Genomic DNA, 21,702 nt, shown 5'->3' on the forward strand with positions numbered 1-21,702 from the left:
GCAAAAATCGCCGCGGTTCAATCAAAAAGCAAGTACCAGATGTTACTCGGCAGCGATCAACAGCTTCTTTTCGCGCGCCGCTCTCAGCCGGGCAAAGTCGTCGCCGGCATGGTGGGAGGAGCGGGTCAGCGGGCTGGAGGCGACCATCAGGAAGCCCTTGCTGTAGGCGACAGTCTCATAAGACTTGAACTCGTCGGGCGTGACGAAGCTTTCGACCTTGTGGTGCTTGCGCGTCGGCTGCAGATACTGGCCGATCGTCAGGAAGTCGACATCGGCGGTACGCAGATCGTCCATCAGTTGCAGGACTTCGTTTCGCTCTTCGCCAAGGCCGACCATGATGCCCGATTTGGTAAACATCGTCGGATCGAGTTCCTTCACCCGCTGCAGCAAGCGGACGGAATGGAAGTAGCGAGCGCCGGGGCGAACGGTCAGGTAGTTGCCGGGCACCGTTTCCATATTGTGGTTGAAAACGTCGGGCTTGGCGGCGACGACGCGCTCCAGAGCACCCGGCTTCTTCAGGAAGTCGGGCGTCAGGATCTCGATCGTCGTCATCGGCGAGGCCGCACGGATTGCCCAGATCACCTTTTCGAAGTGTTCGGCGCCGCCGTCCTCCAGGTCGTCACGGTCGACCGAGGTGATGACGACGTGGCTGAGGCCCATCTCCTTGACCGCCTTGGCGACATTCTCCGGCTCGGCCATGTCGAGCGCATTCGGCTTGCCGGTGGCGACGTTGCAGAAGGCGCAGGCGCGGGTACAGATCTCGCCCATGATCATGAAGGTCGCGTGCTTCTTGTCCCAGCACTCGCCGATATTCGGGCAGCCGGCCTCCTCGCAGACGGTGACGAGCTTGTGCTCCTTCACGATCGCGCGCGTCTCGGCATAACCCTTGGAGGTCGGCGCCTTGACGCGAATCCAGTCCGGCTTGCGCATCACTTCCGTATCAGGCCGATGCGCCTTCTCGGGATGCCGCACGCGCTTGGCGTCGGGATTGATCGTATCGAGGATCGTCACCATTGCAGTTTCAGCTTTCTACCGCCCCTATGCGGCAAATCATCTAAAGAGCATCGCGTCAAATCGGATTCATGCGACGCTCTTTAAGTCTTTGTTTTATGCAAGTCGTTATCCCAAAACCGCTGCACACTTTTGGGCGACATGCATTAGCGCCGCACCAGCCGCGCAAGGAATATCAACAGGCAGGCGCCAAGGAAACCCGTCACGAAGTAACCGAGCCGTCCGCCGACCACCTCGACATGGAACTGCGCAAGGACGGCGCTTGCGACGACCGAACCGACGATGCCGAGCACGATGTTCAGAAAAATCCCGTATCGCGCTTCCATCAGCTTGCCGGCGAGCCAGCCCGCAAGCCCGCCGATGATGATTGCCGAAATCCAGCCGACGCTTTCCATGTCTTCCCCTACCCTCAGTTGGCCCTCACTTACGCCTCAAGCGACCGCCCTGGCGATCAGAACCACGATGATGGCGCCGACGGTGGCGTGGATGATCTGCACCACCAGCGCGTTTTCAATGCCCAGCGAAATGCCGAGCGCGCTGAACAGATAACCGCCGACAAAGGCGCCGATGATGCCGCTCAGCAGGCATCTTATCAGCCCGCCGCCACCGACGACCAGGCTCGCGAGGAAGCCTGCAACCAGGCCGATCAGCAAAAATACCAGCAACGCCTGCGTCTCCATAGACATGATGATTTCCTTTCGTTTTTTCCACCCCAGCGGAATGGCTTTCCACTCCGAGGGGATGGTTTCTCCACCCCGGGATAAAGGGCAGCTTCGGAAATTCTCAAGCGTTCAGCACACGGCCATAAGCATCGAGCACCGCTTCCTTCATCGTTTCAGACACGGTCGGATGCGGGAAGATCGTGTGCATCAGCTCTTCCTCGGTCGTTTCGAGGTTCATCGCGACGACGAAGCCCTGGATGAGCTCGGTCACTTCGGCGCCGACCATATGGGCGCCAAGCAGTTCGCCGGTCTTCTTGTCGAAGATCACCTTCACCATGCCCTGGTCTTCGCCGAGCGCGATCGCCTTGCCGTTCGCCGCGAAGGAGAAGCGGCCAACGCGGATTTCGCGGCCCTGCTCCTTGGCTTTGGCTTCGGTGATGCCGACGGAGGCGACCTGCGGATTGCAATAGGTGCAGCCCGGGACCTTGCCCTTGTCTGTGGGATGAACGTTCGGCAGGCCGGCGATCTTTTCGACGCAGACGACGCCCTCATGCTCTGCCTTGTGCGCCAGCATCGGCGGGCCGGCGACATCGCCGATCGCATAGATGCCGGCGACATTGGTCTTGCCGTAACCGTCGATGACGACGCAGCCGCGGTCGGTCTTGACGCCGAGCGCCTCGAGACCGAGGTTTTCGATATTGCCCTGAACGCCGACGGCCGAAATCAGCCGGTCGGCAGTGATCTGCTGCACCTTGCCATCGGCCGTCTCGACATGGGCGGTAACGCTGTTGGCGGCCTTGTCGACCTTCGAGACCTTGGCGCTGGTGAAGATCTTGAGGCCGCGCTTTTCAAGCTGCTTGCGGGCGATCGCCGTTATCTCGGCATCCTCGACCGGCATGATGGTCGGCATGACTTCGACGACCGTGACGTCGACGCCCATCGAGCGATAGAAGCTGGCGAATTCGATGCCGATCGCGCCTGAGCCCATGACGATCAGCGACTTCGGCAGCACATCCGGCTTCAGCGCCTCGAAATAGGTCCAGATCAGCTTGCCATCCGGCTCGATGCCAGGCAGCGCGCGCGGACGGGCGCCGGTGGCGATGATGATATGCTTGGCGGTATAGGTGCCCTCGCCGCTCTTGACGTTCTTCGGCAGCGGATGCTGCGGCTCGACAACAGGCTTCGACGACTTGCCGACAACGATCTCGCCGGGCTTGGTGATCTTCGCTTCGCCCCAGATGATGTCGATCTTGTTCTTCTTCATCAGGAAGCCGACGCCGGCATTCAGGCGGGCGGAGACGGCGCGCGAGCGGCCGACGACGGCCTTGGCATCCGGCTTGACCGTGCCTTGGAGAACGAGGCCGAAATCCTTGAAGTGATTGGCGTGGTCAAGCACCTCGGCCGAGCGCAACAGCGCCTTGGTCGGGATGCAGCCCCAGTTCAGGCAGATGCCGCCCATATGCTCGCGCTCGACGATCGCGGTCTTGAGGCCGAGCTGGCTGGCACGGATAGCGGCGACATAGCCGCCGGGACCCGAGCCGATGATGATGACGTCGTAGGATTCAGCCATGTGTTTCCTGCCTTTGTTACGCTGCGCTGCGGGTCATGAGCACCCACGCGTGTCTCTTGCTGTTTTCGAAGAGCGGCACGGCATCGGCGCGCGCAGCCTCCAGGAATCCGTTTCTTCCATAAAGCGATAAAGCCGCTTCGTTGTCGCTGGCGGTGATCAGGCTGACGGCCCGCCGATCGGCCCTTTCGATCTGATCGTCCAGCAGCCTGCGTCCGATGCCGATGCCGCGCAGATGGCGATAGACGCCGAGACTGCCGATGAACCAGCTTCCGACCGCCGTTTTCTGCAAGGCGAGCATCGGTGCGGTCGCCGGAATCGTCGCCTCGATATCGCCTATCCCCTCACCCAGCGCATGGCCGATCGCCACGCCTGCGACCTCGCCATAGGCCTCGGCAATGACGGCATCCCGCCAGCCGCCGACAGCCTCCTCCTCGCTCATCTTCAACCGGCCCCGCTCCAGCGGCGTATCGCTCACACCATTTTCCACACCGGCAAACCAGAGCCAGGAGGCAAACCCGCGCGATGCGATATCCGCCAGAATCGCCAGCTCCGAGGCATCCCGCCGTGAGGCCTGCCTGAGGGCGATGAAGGAGGCCATGGTCAGATCCCCAGCATCATCCGCACGATCGATTCCAGCCCGCGTCCAAGCGCACGCGTATTCTCCGCATCAAGGTGAATGCCATCGATCGGTGTGGTCTTGGCGACGGAATTGCCGTCGAAGAAGCCACAACCGAGTTCGTCGGCAAGATCACGATAAAGCGTTGCAAGCTTTGCCGATTCCTCGATGCCGCCGGGAAAGGATGCGGCGAAGGGCACATTGCCCGTCGCGCGGATCGCGGGCGGCGCCACGATCAGAATCTCCGGCCCATCGAATTCGAAGGGCCAGGCATGATTGCGGATCAGTCGCACGAGCCGGCTGATGCCCTGGCATGCAGCAAAGGCCGAGCCTGCGACGACCGGCTTCATGTCATTGGTGCCGAGCAGAAGGATGACGAGGTCGAGCGGCGCATGCGTCTGCAGGATCGTCGGCAGGACGCGTGCACCGTTGCGGTCGCAATCGGCGAGATGGTCGTCGAAAGCGGTGGTGCGCCCGTTCAAGCCTTCGGCGATGATACGCGCGTCACCGCCGAGCGCTGCCTGAAGCACGCTCGGCCAGCGATTCTTGTAATCATGACGGCCGATCGTCTCGGCGTCATAACCCCAGGTCAGCGAGTCACCATAGCAAAGAACGGTCTTGGTCATTTCCGCCTCGTGCCGCTATCAGACAAGCATGCCCATCGGGTTCTCGATGTAGCCCTTGAAGGCCTGGAGCAGTTCGGCGCCGAGCGCGCCATCGACGCAGCGATGGTCGGTCGAGAGCGTCACTGACATCACCGTGGCAATCGCCATTTCGCCCTTCTTGACGACGACCCGCTGTTCGCCGGCGCCGACCGCGAGGATCGTCGCATGCGGCGGGTTGACGACGGCTGCGAAGTTCTTCACGCCCATCATGCCCATGTTCGAGACCGAACTGGTGCCGCCCTGATATTCCTCAGGCTTCAGCTTGCGATCCTTGGCCCGTTTGCCGAGATCGCGCATCTCGTTGGAGATCGTCGACAGGGTCTTTTCCTCGGCCTTGCGGATGATCGGGGTGATCAGGCCGCCGGGGATCGAGACGGCGACGCCGACATCGGCGTGCTTGTGCTTGACCAGGTTGCTGTCAGTCCAGGAGACATTGGCATCCGGAACGTCGCGCAGCGACAGCGCCATGGCCTTGATGACCATGTCGTTGACCGAGAGCTTGTAGGCCGGAGCGTTGTCCTTGCGCGGAGCCGCATCGTTCAGCTGGGCACGCAGCGCCAGCAACGCATCGAGCTCGCAATCGACGCTGACGTAGAAATGCGGGATCGTCTGCTTGGATTCGACCAGGCGCCTGGCGATCGTCTTGCGCATGCCGTCATGCGGCACGAGCTCGTAGGAGCCCGGCTCGAAGAGCTTGAGCACGGCTTCTTCGGACGCGCCCTTCGGTGCAGCGGCGGCCGGAGCCGGAGCTGCGGAGGCTTGTGGAGCGGAAGCAGCAGCGGCAGGGGCTTTGGCGCCGCCACCGGCAACGGCGGCTTCGATGTCGCTCTTGACGACGCGGCCGTGCGGGCCGGAGCCTGCGACCGCCGAAAGGTCGATACCGGCTTCCTTGGCCAGCCTGCGGGCAAGCGGCGAAGAGAAGGTGCGGCTGCCATCAGATGAAACCGAGGCGGGTGCGGCGGCGGTTACGGGTGCCGCAGCCGGAGTAGACTGGACCGGAGCCGGTGCAGCTTCGGCCTTCGGCGCAGTTGCACCGTCTGTCTTCGGCGCCGGAGCGGCGGAACCCGCACTGCTTGCGGCAGCGGAGACATCCTCTCCATCGGCGGCGAGAACTGCGATCAGCGCATTGACCTTGACGCCTTCGGTGCCGGCGGCAACGACGAGCTTGGCGACCGTGCCTTCATCGACGGCTTCGACTTCCATCGTCGCCTTGTCGGTCTCGATCTCGGCGATCACATCGCCAGACTTGACCTTGTCGCCTTCCTTGACCAGCCATTTGGAAAGATTGCCTTCCTCCATGGTCGGAGAGAGGGCGGGCATCGTGATATTGATCGGCATCGAAACACCCTCCCCTTATTTGTAGCAAACAGCCTTCACCGCATCGACCACTTCGCCGACGTTCGGAAGGGCGAGCTTTTCGAGATTGGCGGCGTAAGGCATCGGAACGTCCTTGCCTGCGATCGTCAGGATCGGCGCATCGAGATAATCGAAGGCCTGCTGCATGACGCGAGTGGCGATTTCGGTGCCGACGGAAGACTGCGGATAACCTTCCTCGACGGTGACCAGACGGCCGGTCTTCTTCACCGATTCGATGACAGTCGGCAGGTCCATCGGGCGGATGGTGCGAAGGTCGATCAGTTCGACATCGATGCCGAGCTTCTCGAGTTCGGCGACCGCCTTAGTCGCATAACTCATGCCGATGCCGAAGGAGACCACGGTGACGTCCTTGCCCGGACGATGGATGCGGGCCTTGCCGATCGGCAGGACGAAATTATCGAGCTTCGGCACATCGAAGTGCTGACCGTAGAGAATTTCGTTTTCGAGGAAGATAACCGGGTTCGGATCGCGGATCGCAGCCTTCAGCAGGCCCTTGGCGTCGGATGCCGTATAGGGCATGACGACCTTCAGGCCGGGAATGGCGCTATACCAGGCTGCATAATCCTGGCTGTGCTGGGCGCCGACGCGAGCCGCGGCACCATTCGGGCCGCGGAAAACGATTGGAGCACCCATCTGGCCGCCGGACATATAGAGCGTCTTGGCGGCGGAGTTGATGATCTGGTCGATCGCCTGCATGGCGAAGTTGAAGGTCATGAACTCGACGATCGGGCGAAGGCCGGCCATTGCGGCACCGACGCCGACGCCGGCAAAGCCATGCTCGGTGATCGGCGTATCGACGACGCGGCGGGGGCCGAATTCCTGCAGCAGCCCCTGCGTGACCTTGTAGGCACCCTGATATTCGGCAACTTCCTCGCCCATGACGAAGACGTTTTCGTCGGCGCGCATTTCCTCGGCCATGGCGTCGCGGAGCGCTTCGCGCACGGTCGTCGACACCATTTCGGTGCCGGCCGGGATTTCGGGGTCGTTCGGAACGACGGCCTTCGGCTCGGCCGGAAGCGGTGCGGAGGCAGAACCGGTGTTGGTCGGCTTTTCTTCCTGGGCAACTTCGGGAGCTGGCGCGGCGGCCGGCTTGGCGGCGGAAATGTCCGAAGCCGATTCGCCGTCCTGCAGCAGCACGGCGATCTTGGTGTTGACCTTGACACCTTCGGTGCCGGCATCGACGAGCAGCTTGCCGATGATGCCTTCGTCGACGGCTTCGACTTCCATCGTCGCCTTGTCGGTTTCGATTTCGGCAATCACGTCGCCGGAGGTGACCTTGTCACCTTCCTGCTTCAACCATTTGGACAGCGTGCCTTCTTCCATCGTCGGAGAGAGGGCGGGCATGAGGATATCGATAGGCATGGGTTCCCTCCCCGATTACAGCAGAATGTCGGTATAGAGCTCGGATGCATCCGGCTCCGGATCGGCCTGGGCGAAATCGGCGCTGTCGGCGACGATGTCGCGGACATCCTTGTCGATCGCCTTCAGATCGTCTTCGGAAGCCCAGCCCTTTTCGACAAGGCGTGCCTTCACCTGTTCGATCGGGTCGTGATCGGAGCGCATCTTCTGCACTTCGTCCTTGGAGCGATACTTCGCCGGGTCGGACATCGAGTGACCGCGATAACGATAGGTCAGCATTTCGAGAATGATCGGGCCTTTGCCGGAACGGCAATGTTCGAGCGCCTCGTCGGCCGCAGCCTTGACGGCGCGGACGTCCATGCCATCGACCTGAATGCCGGGGATGCCAAAGCCCGATCCGCGAAGCGAGTAGTTCGACTGCGCGGTGGCGCGGGCGGTCGAGGTGCCCATGGCGTAACGGTTGTTCTCGACGATATAGACGATCGGCAGCTTCCAGAGAGCAGCCATGTTGAAGCTCTCGTAGACCTGGCCCTGATTGGCAGCGCCGTCGCCGAAATAGGCGATGGAGACATTGTCATTGCCGCGGTAGCGGTTTGCAAAGGCAAGACCCGTTCCGAGCGAGACCTGGGCGCCGACGATGCCGTGACCGCCGTAGAAATGCTTCTCTTTCGAGAACATGTGCATCGAGCCGCCCTTGCCGTGGGAATAGCCGCTGCGGCGCCCGGTCAGTTCCGCCATTACGCCGCGCGCTTCCATGCCGGTTGCCAGCATATGACCGTGGTCGCGATAGGCGGTGATGACCTGGTCGCCTTCCTTCTGCGCCATCTGCATGCCGACGACGACAGCTTCCTGACCGATGTAGAGGTGACAAAAGCCGCCGATGAAGCCCATGCCGTAAAGCTGGCCGGCCTTCTCCTCGAAGCGGCGGATCAGCAGCATCTCGCGATAGGCCTTGAGCTCTTCATCGCGATCGAAGTCGGCTACCGGGCCTCCATTCGATGCTTTGGCTGCCGGTTTTGCTGCAGTTTTGCGGCTGGAAACGGTCGCGGTCTTTCGCGGCGCCATTCAACCCTCCCTATGGGTTTGTCGTTTCTTGGTGGCGCGTACCATAGGGAAGAAATATGACCGCAGCAATGCCATAATTGCATGGCTCATATACGGCGCTAAAATGTTGAAAAAGCTACGAAAATTCCAATTAACCTGTTTCCGGTTAATTGGAATAGTGATTGAATACGACGATCTCGTCGGCGCGCGACATGTTGAGCTGATAACGCGCTTTTTCGTCCAGCATATCCTTGTCGAGCGAGCCGTCACTCAAGAGCGCAACCTGGTTTTCCAGATGTTCGCGCTTCGCCTTCAAGACCGCAAGCTCTTTTTCACGGGCGCCACGCTGACGCTCGAACGTCTCCGTCGCGCGCAGGCCGTAATCGCCATGAATGCAATGATAACCGAAATAGGAGAGGAAGGCGACCGTCATGGCCGGAATGACGAAGCGACCGATCTTTCTCTTCTTATGATGCTTTGTCCACATACACGCATGCTCTTGAACGCATTACCAATTCGTTCAATCTAACGCGCAGAGATTAACCGTTCGTTGACTCTAAAAACCGGGCAACAAAAAACCCGCGCCGGGAAGGCGCGGGTCAAGCGTTGAAGATCAGATCCGATCAACCGCGAATGATCGAGCGGCCGGCATACTGGGCCTGAGGGCCGAGGCCTTCTTCGATGCGGATCAACTGGTTGTACTTGGCAAGACGGTCGGAGCGCGACAGCGAGCCGGTCTTGATCTGACCGCAGTTGGTGGCGACCGCGAGATCGGCGATGGTCGAATCTTCGGTCTCGCCGGAGCGGTGCGACATGACGGCGGTATAGGCCGCCTTGTGCGCCGTGTTGACGGCATCGAGCGTTTCCGTCAGCGAGCCGATCTGGTTGACCTTGACGAGGATCGAGTTGGCGACGCCCATGCGGATGCCATCGCGAAGACGGGCGGAGTTGGTGACGAAGAGATCGTCGCCGACGAGCTGGGTCTTCTTGCCGGTCAGGTCGGTCAGCGTCTTCCAGCCGTCCCAGTCGTCTTCGGCCATGCCGTCCTCGATCGAGATGATCGGATAGTTGGCGGCGAGCTCGGCCAGATATTCGGCCATGGCGCCCGATTCCAGCGTACGGCCTTCACCTTCGAGAACGTATTTGCCGTCCTTGAAGAATTCGGTCGAGGCGCAGTCGAGGCCGAGGCACATGTCGTCGCCCGGCTTGTAGCCGGCTTTCTCGATCGACTTCATGATGAAGTCGAGGGCCTCAGGCGCGCTCTTTAGGCCCGGTGCGAAACCGCCTTCGTCGCCGACATTGGTGTTGTGGCCCTGTGCGGCAAGTTCCTTGCGCAGCGTATGGAAGACTTCCGAACCCATGCGCACGGCTTCGGCGATCGAATCGGCGCCGACCGGCAGGATCATGAATTCCTGGAAATCGATCGGGTTGTCGGCATGGGCGCCACCATTGATGATGTTCATCATCGGCACCGGCAGCAGGCAGGCGGAAGCGCCGCCAACATAACGGTAGAGCGGCAGACCGGACGCCTGGGCAGCAGCCTTGGCGACGGCAAGCGACACGCCGAGGATGGCGTTGGCGCCGAGGCGCGACTTGTTCGGCGTGCCATCCAGCTCGATCATGATGTTGTCGATCTGGATCTGGTTTTCGGCGTCGATGCCACCGATTGCGTCGAAGATCTCGGTGTTGGCGGCTTCGACCGCCTTTTCGACGCCCTTGCCGAGGTAGCGCTTGCCGCCGTCACGTAGTTCGACCGCCTCGTGCGCGCCCGTCGAGGCGCCCGAGGGAACGGCCGCGCGCCCCATGCTGCCATCTTCGAGATAGACATCGACTTCGACGGTGGGGTTGCCACGGCTATCGAGAATCTCGCGGGCGATGATATCGGTGATTGCAGTCATGGGTTCTTCCTGCTCGGTGGGTGATAAGTCGGGTTCGAAACCTGTCTTAGTCGAAGGCGTGCAAATTACAATGCTGCAATTTCCAGCCTTCGAACCAGCCTTCCGATGTGGCCTATAGCACGATCATGTCAGACTGTTGAACGTCAAGCCTTGGCGACCGCATCGAAGGCAAGCAGCTTTTCGAGAAGCCGCGGCATGTCCTTGAGATAGACCATGTTGGGGCCGTCAGAAGGGGCATTGTCGGGGTCCTGGTGGGTTTCGACGAAGACACCGGCAATACCGGCAGCCACTGCGGCGCGCGCCAGGGTTTCCACGAATTCCCGCTGACCGCCGGAGGATTCGCCCTGCCCACCCGGCTGCGCCACGGAATGGGTCGCATCGAAGATAACGGGCGCACCCATCGCCGCCATGATCGGCAGCGAACGCATGTCGGAGACCAGCGTATTATAGCCGAAAGAGGCACCGCGCTCGCACAGCAGCACGTTCGGATTGCCGCTGGCGTTGAGCTTCTTCAGGACGTTCTTCATATCCCAGGGGGCGAGGAACTGGCCCTTCTTGACATTGACGACGCGGCCGGTCTTGGCGGCGGCGATAAGAAGGTCGGTCTGGCGGCAAAGGAAGGCCGGGATCTGCAGGACGTCGACGATCTTTGCCACCTCCGCGCATTGCTCGGCGGTATGAACGTCGGTCAGGACGGGAAAGCCGAATTCCTTCTTGAGGTCGGCAAAGACCTCCATGCCCTTTTCGATCCCGATACCGCGTTCAGCCGAAAGCGAGGTGCGGTTCGCCTTGTCGAAGGAGCTCTTGTAGACGAGGCCGATGCCGAGCTTTCCGCAAAGCTCCTTCAGCGTCCCGGCAACCATGAAGGCGTGGTCGCGGCTCTCCATCTGGCAGGGACCGGCAATCAGCGACAGGCGGCCGGTATTGGAAAAGGTGACCTGGCCTTGGCCTTCGCCGATCCTGACTTCGGAATTCGTATCAGTGCTCATCGTGTTTCCTCGAAGGCGAAGAGCGTGCCCTGCCCGGGCGCCGGCTTCACCAGAATGCGATTGTTCTTGCGCGTGTATGTCACCCCGTTAGCAGCCAAATGCGCTTCTGTCACGGCAAGATCGGCGACAGTGAAGAGGATTGCCCGGCCGCGCAGGCCGCGATCTGCGGATGAGCCGGCGATGTCGAAATAGGCCTCCAACCCTTCTGGCGTCATCAGGCTGATTTTGGCATTCGATGCCGCGACATTGACGCCGAAACCGGTTTTCTCGACTGCCGATTGCGCCACGGCAAGGCTGACGAAGGCAGCGAAGGCGGTCGGCTCCGGCGTGCAAAGCGCGATCTCGATTATGCCGGTGACGCCATTGGCGTGCGTCTCCAGCGCGGCGCGGTCGGCCGGCAGCGGATTGACGCGCTCGACGGTAAAAAGCAGGAGATCAGGCGCGCGCAGGTCGCCGGCGAAAGCCAGCTTGAAGCCGGCAATTGTCTCGGAACCGTCCGGCATCGTCATCGGCCGGGTGAACTGCAGCATCTCGCCGGCGCTCGATCCGTTGCCGACAAAGTTTTGATGATCGATGCCGGCATCCTTGCTGCCGAAGGCCAGTCCCGAAAGACCCTCCTCGCCGCAGCGGAAGCGGAAGGCCTGGTTGCGGGCAGTGAAGACATTGCCTTGCCGTGCCGATGCCTCGCTCTCCTCGACGCTCGCAATCCCGAGCGGCTCCAGATAGGTCTTGTCAGCAAAAAAGACGCAGGCGTTTTCCGTTCCAAAGGGATGGCGCGCATCGGCGGCAACGGTGAAGCCGAGCTTGCCGAGCCTCTCGCGCGCCAGATCGATATTGACGACCGGCAGCACGACATGATCCAGCGGGTGCGGTTTGGCGGAATGCTCGTTCATGATGTCCCTCCTGGAAAGGTCAAGAGATGTGCAGCGCCACCCTCAATACAAGACTTGTGTCCCAATCCGGCGAATGAAAATAAAAATCTCAACGAGTTGGCGCCAAGTTTTACGGAAATTTAGCTACTTGCGGAACACATATGGAACATATAGTGTCTGTTCTGGATTTGTTTCAATCACGAGGTCACAACGTCGATGCTCACGCGCAAACAACAGGAGCTTCTCCTTTTCATTCATGAGCGCATGAAGGAATCCGGCGTTCCGCCATCTTTCGATGAGATGAAGGATGCCCTGGACCTCGCCTCGAAATCCGGGATTCATCGCTTGATTACAGCGCTCGAGGAGCGAGGCTTCATTCGCCGCCTACCGAACCGCGCCCGCGCGCTCGAGGTCATCAAGCTTCCGGAGGCCTACAGCCCCAGCATTCAGCCGCGGCGCGGCTTTTCGCCAAGCGTCATCGAGGGCAGCCTTGGCAAACCGCAGCCGGTCGCCACCCCTGCTCCCGCAAAACCGGTCGCCGACAATGGCAACTCGGTCTCCGTGCCGGTCATGGGCCGAATCGCTGCCGGTGTTCCGATCTCGGCGATCCAGAACAACACCCACGACATCGTCGTTCCGGCCGACATGCTCGGTTCCGGTGAACATTATGCGCTGGAGGTCAAAGGCGATTCGATGATCGACGCCGGCATCTTCGACGGCGACACCGTGATCATCCGCAACGGCAGCACCGCCAGTCCTGGCGACATCGTCGTTGCTCTCGTCGACGACGAAGAAGCGACACTCAAGCGCTTCCGCCGCAAGGGCGCCTCGATCGCGCTGGAGGCCGCCAACCCAGCTTACGAGACCCGGATTTTCGGGCCGGACCGTGTCAAGGTTCAGGGCAAACTCGTCGGTCTCATTCGCCGCTATCACTGACATTGGCCAGGCCGGATTCGGTAAAACTATTGCTGCGCCAGTCATAGGCGCGATGGCGCATCCATGGCCGCGACAATGCATCGAATGCAGTTTCAACCTTCAGGCCGGCGTCCGTGAAGCGCAACTCGATGGAACCGGTCCTGCGCAGCGTCTCACCGGTGAAGAGCGTCGCCCCTGAGCGGCAGCTGTTGAAGCGAAGGCGGACCGACGTCACGACGATATCGGCCGCGTCGCATGCCGGACCGAGGTAGGCGGCATTGTCGATGACGGTTACCACCTGACCATTGGCAAGCCTTGATGTGCACCAGGCCTTCTTGACGCAGGAAAAGCGGTTTGCGTCACCGGCCGCTGCGGCCGCCCGCATCGCCGTCCTTGCTTCGTTCTGCTGATCGCCGGAAAGCCTGACACGGCGGTCTTCTCCCTCAGGCGGGATAGCAGGACCATCCAGCATTTTCGGCGGATCATGCCTCGGCAGGACCAGGGCTCTCTGCCACTGGTCGAAGATGAAATCCGGCGGTCTTTCACGATTGGACGCCATGGCCGCCGCCTCGACGATTGCGACGAGACTGCCATCCTCCGAAATCACCAGATCCGGCGGACGGGGACCCGGCAGAAGCAGCAGGATGAGCGTTGCGACCGCGATGATCGATGTGCCGACATGGCGCAACCGGGTGCGGAGCAGCGTCAGCAGCAGAAAGCCTGCCACGGCGACGGCGAAATACCAGGCGGGCAAGCGGCCGACGTCGATATTGCCATCCCAGCCGGACACCGTCTTTGCGACTGCGATCACCAGATCGAGGCCGAATCCGACGACCTTCCAAGGCAAAACATCGAGGCCGAAAGGCATGAGCAGCATCGCCAGCAGGCCGGCCGGCATGATGATGAAGGAGATGATCGGCATGGTCGCGAGGTTTGCCGGCAGGCCGTAGGCGGTCAGGCGATGAAAATGCTCGATCGAAAACAGCGCGGTGGAAAAACCGCCGATCAGCGAGGTCAGGAAGACGCCGCCGAAGAAGCCTGCAACCGTAACGAAGGGCCTGATGATCGGCAGCTTCAGGAAGGCATTTTCGCGGACGCGCCGATCCTTCCACAGCTGATAGCCCGAGACCAGCGCCAATGTCGCGGCAAAAGACATCTGGAAGCTCGGACCCAAAACCTCGGACGGCGAAATGACGATGATGACGAGCGCGGAGAGAGCGACATTGCGCAGGCTGATCGACGGCCGGTCGAAGAAGACGGCAATCAACATAATGGCCATCATGATGAAGGCGCGTTCTGCAGAGACCGCAAAGCCCGAGATCAGGAAATAGGCGGTGACGGCAATGAGCGCGCCGGCGGCAGCGATCTTCTTCGTCGGGTAGGCCTCAGCGATGCCGGGAAACAGGCTGAGTAGCATCCGGAAGCCGACGAAGAAGATGCCGGCCGACAGCGCCATGTTGAGACCGGAGATGGCGATGATATGAGCCAGACCGGACTGGCGCAGCGCCTCCGTCGTCGCATCCGAAATGGCGCGCCGCTCGTCCGTCACCAGAGCAGCGGCAAAAGCGCCGGTGTCGCCGGGCAGGATCGACCTTATGCGGTCGCCGATACCGCTGCGCAGCCGGTAGAGCCCTTCGAGCAGCGCTTCCGCCGTCGATCTTGCCGCCTGGGGACCAGCCTGCGCATCGACCTTCGCCGGCGCACCGTAGAAGAAACCGTTGGCGCCGATGCCGTCGAAATAGGCACTGAAGGAGAAGTCGTTGAGCTCGGGAAGCGCTGGGCCCGCCGGCGGCGTCAACCGTGCCCTGCCGGTGATGAGATCGCCGATCTCGAAGGCCGCGTCCGCGCCGCGGGCGATCGCGGTGATGCGTTCCGGCGGCCGCTTCACCTGTGGCGCCTCAGTGTCGGTGACAGCAAGAATGTAACGCCACCGCCCGCGACCGTCGCCTTCGCGCCGCTCGACACGGCCGGTCACCGTCGTCGTCACTGATGAATCGAGGATCACGGTCGAAGCCCGCCGGCTCTCGAACTGCGCCGTGACCATGCCGCAGGCCACGAGCGAAAGCGCCAGCAGCGTTGCCCGCACTGCCGCCCGACTGCGGCTGGCGATGAGAACCGCCACGGTCAGCGCCAACAGGCAGAGCAGTGATGCAACGAGAGGAAAGTCCGATGCCGCGAGAAACCAGACGGCTGACCCGGCGCCGAGGAAAACCGGCGAGAACAGCAGCAGGCGGCCATGGTCCGCCTCCTCGCCCAGCATGCGCATGCCGGCACGCAGCAATTGCGAGGCTGCCGCCGGCAGCCGGTGGCGCAATGGTGTCGCCGACTGCGTCCGGGTCGGTCGCGTCACCACGACAGGTGGTGAAAAACTGGAGGAGTCGGCAAGGCCTTCGCCTGCTTCCGGCCGCAATTCGACTGTCGTCAACTCCTGCATGTGCCGCCCAAGGTCACTCGCCCAGGCAGCCAGAATGCAACCGTCAATCAAATCCGGCAAGAATAATCGATTGAAAAGTGAGGGAAAATTGAAAGAGCCAAAAGAGCAGTCGAATCATCGGCTTCCGATATGCATGCGGCTCATCGCTGCAGTGCCTAAAAGGTGATACTGCAATGCACAAAATGCCATCACGGTAACTTGGCATTAGCCTCGCGATCATATAGCTATCGGTGAGGACGCTTAACCCCTATGGCGCTTTTATGGCGCCACCGCCATTTCGGAGGATCAGCATGACGGATCAAAGCGCTACAATAAAAATCGGTGACAAGTCTGTCGACCTAGCTGTCAAAAGCGGCACGATCGGCCCGAGCGTCATCGATATCGGTGCCCTGTACAAGAACACGGCTTCCTTCACCTACGATCCGGGTTTTACCTCGACCGCATCCTGTGAATCGAAAATCACCTACATCGACGGCGACGAAGGTGTCCTGCTGCATCGCGGCTATCCGATCGAACAGCTCGCCGAGCACGGCGACTTCCTCGAAGTCTGCTACCTCCTGCTTTACGGCGAACTGCCGACCACCGTGCAGAAGAAGGATTTCGATTACCGCGTCACGCACCACACCATGGTGCACGAGCAGATGAGCCGCTTCTTCACCGGCTTCCGCCGCGATGCGCATCCGATGGCCGTCATGTGCGGCTGCGTCGGCGCGCTGTCGGCCTTCTATCACGACTCCACCGACATCACCGATCCGCACCAGCGCATGGTCGCCAGCCTGCGCATGATCGCCAAGATGCCGACGCTTGCCGCCATGGCCTACAAATACCATATCGGCCAGCCCTTCGTTTATCCGAAGAACGACCTCGACTACGCCTCGAACTTCCTCCGCATGTGTTTTGCCGTGCCTTGCGAGGAATATGTGGTCAATCCGGTGCTTGCCCGCGCCATGGACCGCATCTTCATCCTGCATGCCGATCATGAGCAGAACGCTTCCACCTCGACCGTCCGTCTCGCCGGTTCGTCGGGTGCCAACCCGTTCGCCTGCATTGCTGCCGGCATTGCCTGCCTCTGGGGCCCCGCGCATGGCGGCGCCAACGAAGCAGCGCTCAACATGCTGAACGAAATCGGCACGGTCGACCGCATTCCGGAATATGTCGCCCGCGCCAAGGACAAGAACGATCCGTTCCGCCTGATGGGCTTCGGTCACCGCGTCTACAAGAACTACGATCCCCGCGCCAAGATCATGCAGAAGACGACGCATGAAGTGCTCGGCGAACTCGGCATCAAGGACGATCCGTTGCTCGAAGTGGCGATGGAGCTGGAGCGCATCGCGCTCACCGACGAATATTTCATCGAAAAGAAGCTCTATCCGAACATCGACTTCTATTCCGGCATCACGCTGAAGGCGCTGGGCTTCCCCACGACCATGTTCACCGTGCTCTTCGCGCTTGCCCGCACCGTCGGCTGGATCGCGCAGTGGAACGAGATGATCGAGGATCCGGAACAGCGTATCGGCCGTCCGCGCCAGCTCTATGTCGGCGAACCGAAGCGCGATTACATCCCGGTTTCGAAGCGCTGATCGCTTCAGAGCCTTTCCGGGTTAGATTGAAGCATTCTGTTGGCTCAAACGGAGTCGGATGGTCGACCGGCCGGCGTGTCGTAGCCCAGCCCTACGGCCAAGCCGGCCGGTCGATCAGCCGGCCCGTTTCAGCCAACCCGAAGGGCCGGGCATCTTTCCGCCAGGGCAAAGGCGATCGGCTCGCACGTACCTTGGGGTATGCCCTTCGCCAATTGCCTTTGCCCTGACGAAAACCTGCTCCGGCAGAATGCTGCAATCTAACCCGGAAAGGCTCTAAGAGAACCCAAAAGAAAACCCGGTCAGAAACGACCGGGTTTTTTCTTTTTCAGCACGTCGAGGAGGATCTCGGCGGCGTGATCGCCGGGCGGCTTTTCGGTCTGCATGCGTTGCCAGACGAGATCGTAACCCTCGTTCATCGCCTTCAACTGGAGCGTATCGGCCGACAGCCGCTCCATCCAGCGCGCCAGGCTGGCGCCGCGGACCACCTCGTTCAGATATTCCGGCACGACGGCATAATCGGCGATGATATTGGGCAATGCGCCCGTCCATGCCTTGATGCGCTTGGTCAGCAGACTGATGATCCAATCCGTCTTATAGACGGACACCGTCGGCACGCCGGCAAGGCCGAGTTCGAGGATTACCGTACCGGAAGCCGCCATCGCGGCATCCGCTTCGGCAAAGGCCTTCCACTTCTGCGTGGATCCGACCACGACCTCCGGCGGCGTGGCCCAGCCGGCGACGAGACCCTTCACCAGCGCTTCATTGTGCGGCACGGTGGGCAGCAGGAAACGCATCGGGCCGTTGCGGGCGACGAGATCCCTGGCCGCGTCCTCGAAGAACGGCAGCAGCCTGCTGATTTCGGAGGATCTTGACCCCGGAAGCATCAGGATCGTTTTGCCCGCTTCGCCGATGGGTGCGCGCCCGGCGCGCAACCGCCGCGCTTCGAGCAGCGCCGGATCGGCAGTCAGGCGATGGCCAACATAGGTGGTCTCGGGCCCGCCGAGCTTGCGCATCACTGCCGGCTCGAAGGGCAGGACGGCGAGCACATGATCGACGTAGCCGAGCATGCGCGTGGCGCGATATTCCTTCCAGGCCCAAACGCTCGGACAGACGTAATTGACAACAGGCAGATCGGGCAGCGCGGTGCGGACACGCTTAGCGACGCGATGGGTGAAATCCGGGCTGTCGATGATGAGAAGAATATCAGGCCTTGCGGCGATGATGGCAGCCGTCGTCTGGCGGATCAGGTTATAGAGCTTCGGCAGCCGGCTCAGCACCTGAGTGATGCCCATGATCGACAGCTCGGAGAAATCGAACAGAGATCTCAAGCCTTCGGCCTGCAGCCCTTCGCCGCCGACGCCGACGAGTTCCACCGGTCCGCTATGAATCCGCTTCAGGGCGGCGATAAGATCGGCACCAAGCAGATCACCCGACACCTCGCCGGCAATGACGGCGATCTTCAGCGGCGCCCCGTTCATTCGAGCCCCCATGCCGGCAGGCCGCGATCGATGCCGCAGACGAAAAGCCCGGCCTCATCGGCGGCTTTGATGACGGCGGCGCGATCGAGCACCAGCGAGCGGCCGGCCTCGACGGCGACGCCGGCAAGGCCGGCTTTCCGCGCGTTCAGGACCGTGGAAACGCCGATCGCCGGCAAGTCGGCGCGAATATCCTGCTGCGGCTTGCAGAGCTTGACCAGCGCGCCGCGGCGGCGCGGCGAGATGCGTCCGGCGGCTCGGAGACCCGCGACACGCTCCAGCATCTCATCCGTGCCCTCAAGACCCTCCAGCGCGACGATACGCCCGCCGATGGCGACGGCACCCTGCCCGACATCGAGCCGGCCGAGCATTTCGGCGGCGTCCGCCGCGCGGTTGATATCGCGCCGGTCTTCTTCGCCCGGTATCGCCGTGCCGAGCGGGCCGACGGCGGCAAGAAGGTCGGGGGCGATCTCATGGGCACCGACGACACGCCGGCCGTTTCCCTCGATCAGCCGGATCACCATCTGCAGCACCGTATCGTCGCCGCCGGACAGCAAGGTGCGGATCGCGGCCGGCATCTTCATGAGAGTGCGCAGCGTCGGCCGCACCTCGCGCCATTCCGGCCGACGCCGCACGCTGCCGGACATGACGACGCGGCCGATGCCGTAGCGGTTCAAGAGGCCCTCGAGAGCTGCAAAATCGCCGATGCCGATGATGGCATGGTCATATCCTTCCCAACGCCGGTCGCTTTCGTCCTTCAACGCGACGATGACGGGATTTTCGCCCGCCGCGCGCGCAGCTTCGGCGACATAGGAAGGCAGAAAACCGCCGCCGGCGATGATCGCCAGCCGGCCCGCAGCGATGTCGCCGGAAAAAGTCACGGACTAGCCCTTCTGCCCCCGGGTCGGCGAGGACAAGGCGCGGTCGCTGTCGGCGGCGATAAAATCGAGGATGTGGACCGCCTGCTCGCAATCGGCATATTCCTCGCGGATGGCGGCGGCGTTTTCGCGGACGGAGCCTGTTCCTTCGAAGATCGACTTGTAGGCGCGGCGCACCCTGTGAATGACGGCGCGGTCGACGCCGGCGCGCGTCATGCCGACGACGTTGAGGCCGCTCAGCAGCCCGGGATTGCCGTTCAGCATGCCGTAGGGAATGACGTCGTAGCTCACCGCCGAGAGCCCGCCGACGAAGGCCTGGCGGCCGACGCGGGTGAACTGGTGAACGGCCGAGCCGCCGCCCAGAATGACGCGATCCTCGATGACGACATGACCGGCAAGCATGACGTTGTTCGACATGATCACGTGATTGCCGACCCGGCAGTCATGCGCGACATGGGAATTGGCTAGGAAGAGATTGTTGTCGCCGACGATCGTCTGGCCGCCGAAATCGGCCGTGCCGGTGTTCATCGTCACGCCTTCGCGGATCGTGCAGTTGGCGCCGACCGTCAGTGTCGTTTCCTCGCCGCCGTGATGCACGCTCTGCGGATCACCGCCGACGACCGCCATCGGGAAGATGCGCGTGCCCTTGCCGATCACGGTGCGGCCGGTCACGACCACATGCGACAACAGCTCGACATTCGCGTGCAGGACGACGTGCGGCCCGACATGGCAGAAGGGACCGATCTTGACGCCCTCACCGATAACAGCACCGTCTTCGACGACAGCCATCGGGTGAATGCGGGCGCTTTCGGCGATAGTGCTCATGCCTGATCCTTACGAACGATCATCGCGCCGATATCGGCTTCGGCGACAAGCGCGCCGTCGACCTTGGCATCGCAATGGAATTTCCAGATATTGCCGCGCTGCTTGTGCTTCCTGACATGGAATTCAACACGATCGCCGGGCACGACGGGCTTGCGGAAGCGCGCATTCTCGATAGTCATGAAATAGACGAGGTTGCCGGGCTGGCCATCCTTCTTGGCACAAATCGCACCCGCGGTCTGAGCCATGCCCTCAATCAAGAGAACGCCGGGCATGATCGGAGCTTCCGGAAAATGGCCAGTGAAATGCGGTTCGTTCACGGTGACGTTCTTGATGCCAATCGCTGTGTTGTCGCCGTCGATCTCGATGATCTTGTCGACCATGAGAAACGGGTAGCGATGCGGCAACAGTTTCATGATCTCGATGATGTCAGCCGAAGAAAGCGTTGTCGTGGCTTCCTCAGTCATTTTGCTCGCCTCCAGGTTTCTTCCCGCGCACTCTCGTCTTGGACATCGTTTGCGCGACATCTCTCAGATAGTCATTTAGCGGACGCGCCGGTGTGCCACCATATTGTCCGCCGGCGGCAAGATCGGTCATGATACCGCTTTGGGCGGCTATCTGCACGCCGTCGCCGATCGTTACGTGCCCCTTGATGCCGACCTGGCCGCCGATCTGAACGCCATTGCCGATCTTCGCGCTGCCGGCGATGCCGACCTGCGCGACGATGGCGCAATGGCGGCCGATCTGAACGTTGTGTCCGATCTGTACCTGGTTGTCGATCTTGGTGCCTTCGCCGATCACCGTATCGTCCATGGCGCCGCGGTCGATCGAGGTGTTGGCACCGATCTCGACATTATCCTGGATGATCACCCGGCCGATCTGGACGATCTTGATCATGCCGCGCGGACCCGGCGCATAACCGAAGCCATCCTGGCCGATGCGGGCGCCGTTGTGGATAATCACGCCATTGCCGAGCAACGCGCAGAGAATGCTCGCGCCGCCCGCAATCGAACAATCCCGGCCAATCTTGACATTCGGGCCGATGATGCTGTGCGCGCCGATCCGCGTCCCTTCGCCGATCTCAGCATGCGCCCCGATGACCGCCATCGGCTCGACGATCACGCCCTTTTCAAGCTTGGCGCTCGGATCAATCACCGCGCTTGGCGCGATCTCGCTTTCAACGGAAAAGACGACCGGGCGCAATGCCGCGGGATAGAACAGGCCGCCCGCCATCGCGAAAGCCGCATGCGGATTGGACGACAGGATGACCGGGATATGTGGGGGTACGAGATCGGCGAGCGCCTTGTCGCAGATCACCGCCGAGGCTTGGCATGTCGCCAGCTCATCGCGGCTGCGACGCGACAGGATATAACAGACATCGCCTGCCCGTGCCCGGCCGATGGGTGCAACGGACCTGACGACAACATCGGCAAAGTCGGAACTAACAAGTTCCGCCCCAAGAAACTCTGCCAGCTCAGCGAGCCTCAGACCTTCATGGGGCAGAAAAAAAACGTTTTGCTCCATCGGCAATGCTC

General features: G+C 61.7%; 21 protein-coding genes. 2 read left to right on the forward strand and 19 right to left on the reverse strand.

The window, feature by feature from the left end:
• Window positions 1–42: 42 nt before the first annotated feature.
• From lipA to A6U98_RS27930, 13 genes are all read right to left on the reverse strand, one after another.
• The gene (gene lipA / locus A6U98_RS27870) at window positions 43–1,014 is read right to left on the reverse strand and encodes a lipoyl synthase (RefSeq protein WP_012757334.1); all 972 of its coding nucleotides are present in this window, start codon (window positions 1,012–1,014) and stop codon (window positions 43–45) included.
• Window positions 1,015–1,157: 143 nt separating this feature from the next.
• Complete coding sequence (locus A6U98_RS27875; protein WP_012757333.1) at window positions 1,158–1,406, reverse strand: GlsB/YeaQ/YmgE family stress response membrane protein; 249 nt, start codon at window positions 1,404–1,406, stop codon at window positions 1,158–1,160.
• Between the two features lie 36 nt (window positions 1,407–1,442).
• A complete protein-coding gene (locus tag A6U98_RS27880) occupies window positions 1,443–1,697 on the reverse strand; it encodes a GlsB/YeaQ/YmgE family stress response membrane protein (RefSeq protein WP_003539329.1) in 255 nt (84 codons plus the stop codon).
• A 97-nt stretch (window positions 1,698–1,794) separates the two neighbouring features.
• Window positions 1,795–3,243: a dihydrolipoyl dehydrogenase gene (lpdA, locus tag A6U98_RS27885; RefSeq protein ID WP_064654210.1), complete on the reverse strand. Its 1,449-nt coding sequence runs from the start codon at window positions 3,241–3,243 to the stop codon at window positions 1,795–1,797.
• Window positions 3,244–3,259: 16 nt separating this feature from the next.
• The gene (locus A6U98_RS27890; protein WP_064654211.1) at window positions 3,260–3,841 is read right to left on the reverse strand and encodes a GNAT family N-acetyltransferase; all 582 of its coding nucleotides are present in this window, start codon (window positions 3,839–3,841) and stop codon (window positions 3,260–3,262) included.
• A gap of 2 nt (window positions 3,842–3,843) precedes the next feature.
• Window positions 3,844–4,485, reverse strand: coding sequence for an SGNH/GDSL hydrolase family protein (locus A6U98_RS27895; protein WP_064654212.1), 642 nt, complete (start codon window positions 4,483–4,485; stop codon window positions 3,844–3,846).
• 18 nt (window positions 4,486–4,503) lie between these two features.
• Window positions 4,504–5,862, reverse strand: a complete 1,359-nt coding sequence (locus A6U98_RS27900) for a pyruvate dehydrogenase complex dihydrolipoamide acetyltransferase (protein WP_064654213.1) — start codon at window positions 5,860–5,862, stop codon at window positions 4,504–4,506.
• 15 nt (window positions 5,863–5,877) lie between these two features.
• Complete coding sequence (locus A6U98_RS27905; RefSeq protein ID WP_064654214.1) at window positions 5,878–7,263, reverse strand: pyruvate dehydrogenase complex E1 component subunit beta; 1,386 nt, start codon at window positions 7,261–7,263, stop codon at window positions 5,878–5,880.
• A 15-nt stretch (window positions 7,264–7,278) separates the two neighbouring features.
• On the reverse strand, window positions 7,279–8,325 hold the full coding sequence (gene pdhA / locus A6U98_RS27910; RefSeq protein ID WP_017960294.1) for a pyruvate dehydrogenase (acetyl-transferring) E1 component subunit alpha: 1,047 nt from the start codon (window positions 8,323–8,325) through the stop codon (window positions 7,279–7,281).
• A gap of 145 nt (window positions 8,326–8,470) precedes the next feature.
• Window positions 8,471–8,791 carry a septum formation initiator family protein gene (locus A6U98_RS27915; RefSeq protein WP_064654215.1) on the reverse strand — a complete coding sequence of 107 codons (321 nt, stop codon included), beginning with the start codon at window positions 8,789–8,791 and terminating at the stop codon, window positions 8,471–8,473.
• A gap of 136 nt (window positions 8,792–8,927) precedes the next feature.
• Window positions 8,928–10,202 (reverse strand): phosphopyruvate hydratase, encoded by a 1,275-nt coding sequence (gene eno / locus A6U98_RS27920; protein WP_064654216.1) that lies wholly within the window; start codon window positions 10,200–10,202, stop codon window positions 8,928–8,930.
• 143 nt (window positions 10,203–10,345) lie between these two features.
• The gene (gene kdsA, locus A6U98_RS27925) at window positions 10,346–11,191 is read right to left on the reverse strand and encodes a 3-deoxy-8-phosphooctulonate synthase (RefSeq protein ID WP_064654217.1); all 846 of its coding nucleotides are present in this window, start codon (window positions 11,189–11,191) and stop codon (window positions 10,346–10,348) included.
• Entirely contained in the window at window positions 11,188–12,084 is an 897-nt protein-coding gene (locus A6U98_RS27930; RefSeq protein WP_064654218.1) for a VOC family protein, read from the reverse strand. The genes kdsA and A6U98_RS27930 overlap by 4 nt, the downstream gene beginning before the upstream one ends.
• Before the next feature lie 195 nt (window positions 12,085–12,279).
• Between A6U98_RS27930 and lexA the strand changes: the two genes are divergently transcribed.
• On the forward strand, window positions 12,280–12,999 hold the full coding sequence (lexA, locus tag A6U98_RS27935) for a transcriptional repressor LexA (RefSeq protein ID WP_003539306.1): 720 nt from the start codon (window positions 12,280–12,282) through the stop codon (window positions 12,997–12,999).
• Here lexA and A6U98_RS27940 read toward each other — a convergent pair.
• Window positions 12,980–15,412 carry a ComEC/Rec2 family competence protein gene (locus A6U98_RS27940; protein WP_064654219.1) on the reverse strand — a complete coding sequence of 811 codons (2,433 nt, stop codon included), beginning with the start codon at window positions 15,410–15,412 and terminating at the stop codon, window positions 12,980–12,982. The two genes, lexA and A6U98_RS27940, sit on opposite strands and share 20 nt — an antisense overlap.
• A gap of 290 nt (window positions 15,413–15,702) precedes the next feature.
• Here A6U98_RS27940 and gltA point away from each other — a divergent pair, with 290 nt between their 5' ends.
• A complete protein-coding gene (gene gltA, locus A6U98_RS27945) occupies window positions 15,703–16,992 on the forward strand; it encodes a citrate synthase (protein ID WP_003539304.1) in 1,290 nt (429 codons plus the stop codon).
• A 299-nt stretch (window positions 16,993–17,291) separates the two neighbouring features.
• Here gltA and lpxB read toward each other — a convergent pair whose 3' ends face one another.
• The 5 genes from lpxB to lpxD are packed head-to-tail and all read right to left on the reverse strand — an operon-like array spanning window position 17,292 to window position 21,691.
• Entirely contained in the window at window positions 17,292–18,470 is a 1,179-nt protein-coding gene (lpxB, locus tag A6U98_RS27950; RefSeq protein ID WP_064654220.1) for a lipid-A-disaccharide synthase, read from the reverse strand.
• A complete protein-coding gene (locus tag A6U98_RS27955; RefSeq protein WP_064654221.1) occupies window positions 18,467–19,348 on the reverse strand; it encodes an LpxI family protein in 882 nt (293 codons plus the stop codon). Before A6U98_RS27955 ends, lpxB begins: the two co-directional genes overlap by 4 nt.
• A gap of 3 nt (window positions 19,349–19,351) precedes the next feature.
• Window positions 19,352–20,170, reverse strand: coding sequence for an acyl-ACP--UDP-N-acetylglucosamine O-acyltransferase (gene lpxA / locus A6U98_RS27960; protein ID WP_064654222.1), 819 nt, complete (start codon window positions 20,168–20,170; stop codon window positions 19,352–19,354).
• Entirely contained in the window at window positions 20,167–20,634 is a 468-nt protein-coding gene (gene fabZ, locus A6U98_RS27965) for a 3-hydroxyacyl-ACP dehydratase FabZ (protein WP_027684836.1), read from the reverse strand. Before fabZ ends, lpxA begins: the two co-directional genes overlap by 4 nt.
• Entirely contained in the window at window positions 20,627–21,691 is a 1,065-nt protein-coding gene (gene lpxD / locus A6U98_RS27970) for a UDP-3-O-(3-hydroxymyristoyl)glucosamine N-acyltransferase (protein WP_064654223.1), read from the reverse strand. The genes fabZ and lpxD overlap by 8 nt, the downstream gene beginning before the upstream one ends.
• Between the last annotated feature and the right edge of the window lie 11 nt (window positions 21,692–21,702).

Origin of the sequence: Rhizobium sp. WYCCWR10014 (assembly GCF_001657485.1) — a bacterium.
GTDB lineage: Bacteria > Pseudomonadota > Alphaproteobacteria > Rhizobiales > Rhizobiaceae > Rhizobium.

What these genes read in the sequence shown, in the direction of transcription:
- pdhA (WP_017960294.1), bottom strand. Translation starts at nt 8,325, where the DNA reads ATGGCGCCGCGAAAGACCGCGACCGTTTCCAGCCGCAAAACTGCAGCA.
- lexA (WP_003539306.1), top strand. Translation starts at nt 12,280, where the DNA reads ATGCTCACGCGCAAACAACAGGAGCTTCTCCTTTTCATTCATGAGCGC.
- A6U98_RS27940 (WP_064654219.1), bottom strand. Translation starts at nt 15,412, where the DNA reads ATGCAGGAGTTGACGACAGTCGAATTGCGGCCGGAAGCAGGCGAAGGC.
- kdsA (WP_064654217.1), bottom strand. Translation starts at nt 11,191, where the DNA reads ATGAGCACTGATACGAATTCCGAAGTCAGGATCGGCGAAGGCCAAGGC.
- lpxA (WP_064654222.1), bottom strand. Translation starts at nt 20,170, where the DNA reads ATGAGCACTATCGCCGAAAGCGCCCGCATTCACCCGATGGCTGTCGTC.
- A6U98_RS27890 (WP_064654211.1), bottom strand. Translation starts at nt 3,841, where the DNA reads ATGGCCTCCTTCATCGCCCTCAGGCAGGCCTCACGGCGGGATGCCTCG.
- A6U98_RS27905 (WP_064654214.1), bottom strand. Translation starts at nt 7,263, where the DNA reads ATGCCTATCGATATCCTCATGCCCGCCCTCTCTCCGACGATGGAAGAA.
- A6U98_RS27900 (WP_064654213.1), bottom strand. Translation starts at nt 5,862, where the DNA reads ATGCCGATCAATATCACGATGCCCGCCCTCTCTCCGACCATGGAGGAA.
- gltA (WP_003539304.1), top strand. Translation starts at nt 15,703, where the DNA reads ATGACGGATCAAAGCGCTACAATAAAAATCGGTGACAAGTCTGTCGAC.
- A6U98_RS27915 (WP_064654215.1), bottom strand. Translation starts at nt 8,791, where the DNA reads ATGTGGACAAAGCATCATAAGAAGAGAAAGATCGGTCGCTTCGTCATT.
- eno (WP_064654216.1), bottom strand. Translation starts at nt 10,202, where the DNA reads ATGACTGCAATCACCGATATCATCGCCCGCGAGATTCTCGATAGCCGT.
- lipA (WP_012757334.1), bottom strand. Translation starts at nt 1,014, where the DNA reads ATGGTGACGATCCTCGATACGATCAATCCCGACGCCAAGCGCGTGCGG.
- A6U98_RS27880 (WP_003539329.1), bottom strand. Translation starts at nt 1,697, where the DNA reads ATGTCTATGGAGACGCAGGCGTTGCTGGTATTTTTGCTGATCGGCCTG.
- lpxB (WP_064654220.1), bottom strand. Translation starts at nt 18,470, where the DNA reads ATGAACGGGGCGCCGCTGAAGATCGCCGTCATTGCCGGCGAGGTGTCG.
- lpxD (WP_064654223.1), bottom strand. Translation starts at nt 21,691, where the DNA reads ATGGAGCAAAACGTTTTTTTTCTGCCCCATGAAGGTCTGAGGCTCGCT.
- A6U98_RS27875 (WP_012757333.1), bottom strand. Translation starts at nt 1,406, where the DNA reads ATGGAAAGCGTCGGCTGGATTTCGGCAATCATCATCGGCGGGCTTGCG.
- fabZ (WP_027684836.1), bottom strand. Translation starts at nt 20,634, where the DNA reads ATGACTGAGGAAGCCACGACAACGCTTTCTTCGGCTGACATCATCGAG.
- A6U98_RS27930 (WP_064654218.1), bottom strand. Translation starts at nt 12,084, where the DNA reads ATGAACGAGCATTCCGCCAAACCGCACCCGCTGGATCATGTCGTGCTG.
- A6U98_RS27895 (WP_064654212.1), bottom strand. Translation starts at nt 4,485, where the DNA reads ATGACCAAGACCGTTCTTTGCTATGGTGACTCGCTGACCTGGGGTTAT.
- lpdA (WP_064654210.1), bottom strand. Translation starts at nt 3,243, where the DNA reads ATGGCTGAATCCTACGACGTCATCATCATCGGCTCGGGTCCCGGCGGC.